This is a genomic window from bacterium endosymbiont of Bathymodiolus sp. 5 South (assembly GCF_900128535.1).
In the GTDB taxonomy this organism is placed as follows: domain Bacteria; phylum Pseudomonadota; class Gammaproteobacteria; order PS1; family Pseudothioglobaceae; genus Thiodubiliella.
On sequence record NZ_FQTR01000322.1, the window covers coordinates 1 to 1273 of the forward strand.

Below are 1273 nucleotides of genomic sequence, written 5' to 3' on the forward strand. Positions count from 1 at the left end.
CCAATCAGCAAAAACCAAGACTATGGAAAACATTATCGGCAAAGCACTCACCAATAGTTACCACAAACGCTTGGCATATTTAGAAGGCAAAGAAATTATCTCTTTAGTAGATTACGCCAAAAAATACCAAATATCACACTCTAACCTTATCAATAAAGCCAAACGCCAAACCATTGAAGCTTTTTCAGAAAAAGGTAAATGGAAAATTGGTAATTAATGGTTCCTAGATAACAAAAACACCCTGCAAAGGCAGGGTGTTTTTATGGTAGATTAAGTATCTATATTTAGAAACTATAGAGCATACCAATACCAATATTATCAATGTTACCATCTGCTCTTATACGCTCAAAAGCAACACGATACTTTATTGTGTCATTAATTTTTCCATCAACACCAACACCATAAACAACATTAGTGTCACTGCCTTTATCGCTATAACCTGTAGCACCAGTGATTGGGGTCAATATACCTGCATTATCATATTGAAATGCAGAAGATTCAGCTTTCATATTCCAAGCACTAACACCTAGTTTAACAAACGGCTCAAAACTATCCGACGGTGCAAAATAATACAGCCCAGACAAACCAAGACTACGACCAGACACGGTTGCAGATGAAGTAATCTTTGCATTAGTAGTGCCAGTACCCGTAAGCGTAGTGCCAGCCAGCCCTATTAAAGATTTCTTAGCTGCTCCTTCTGGCAAGGCAGCCATCGCTGCCTCTAAAGCAGCACCATTAGCGGCAGATAGTGAGGATGTCATTTCATCGCTAGAATAGTTTGTATACGAACCTTCTACTGCAAAATTTTTATTCAAACGCTTACCAAAGGTTACTTTGTAATTATTTTTTTTGTAAGCCTCTTCATTATATGTAATTCCGCGCACAGAACCTTCGGCACCACCAAATTTTGTTTGAACAGCACCTAAGCCAAAATACATATCCTCGCTTTCTTTTGCATGGACTGATGTAGCGACTAAAACCGACAATGCAATTACCTTTAATTGTGTTTTCATTTTATTACCCCTTTATTATTATATTATTTTTAAAAAAACTAGTAGATAGTTTTCGGGCATGAATGATACCTAAAAAAACTAACTATAGGTGGTTTTTTAAGAGAAAATGGAGAATACAATAAAAATAGAGCAAACAAAATAATGTTATTATCTAACACACACACCATCGCTCAAATATTGAGCATTAATACAATTCACATAAACAATGTCACCTTTAAGGATGTTTGTACCGATACCAGAAAGCGTATGGATGGTGCATT

The 1273-nt window shown here is 36.1% G+C and carries 1 protein-coding gene and 1 pseudogene; one reads left to right on the forward strand and one right to left on the reverse strand.

From position 1 onward, the window contains the following. Positions 1-217, forward strand: a pseudogene (locus tag BBROOKSOX_RS11165) (Fic family protein); the annotation flags it as partial. A gap of 67 nt (positions 218-284) precedes the next feature. Here BBROOKSOX_RS11165 and BBROOKSOX_RS11170 read toward each other — a convergent pair. Further along, positions 285-1013: an outer membrane beta-barrel protein gene (locus BBROOKSOX_RS11170; RefSeq protein WP_139661908.1), complete on the reverse strand. Its 729-nt coding sequence runs from the start codon at positions 1011-1013 to the stop codon at positions 285-287. Positions 1014-1273 lie beyond the last annotated feature (260 nt).

Coding starts and splice junctions, on each gene's coding strand:
- BBROOKSOX_RS11170 (WP_139661908.1), bottom strand. CDS start 1,013: ATGAAAACACAATTAAAGGTAATTGCATTGTCGGTTTTAGTCGCTACA.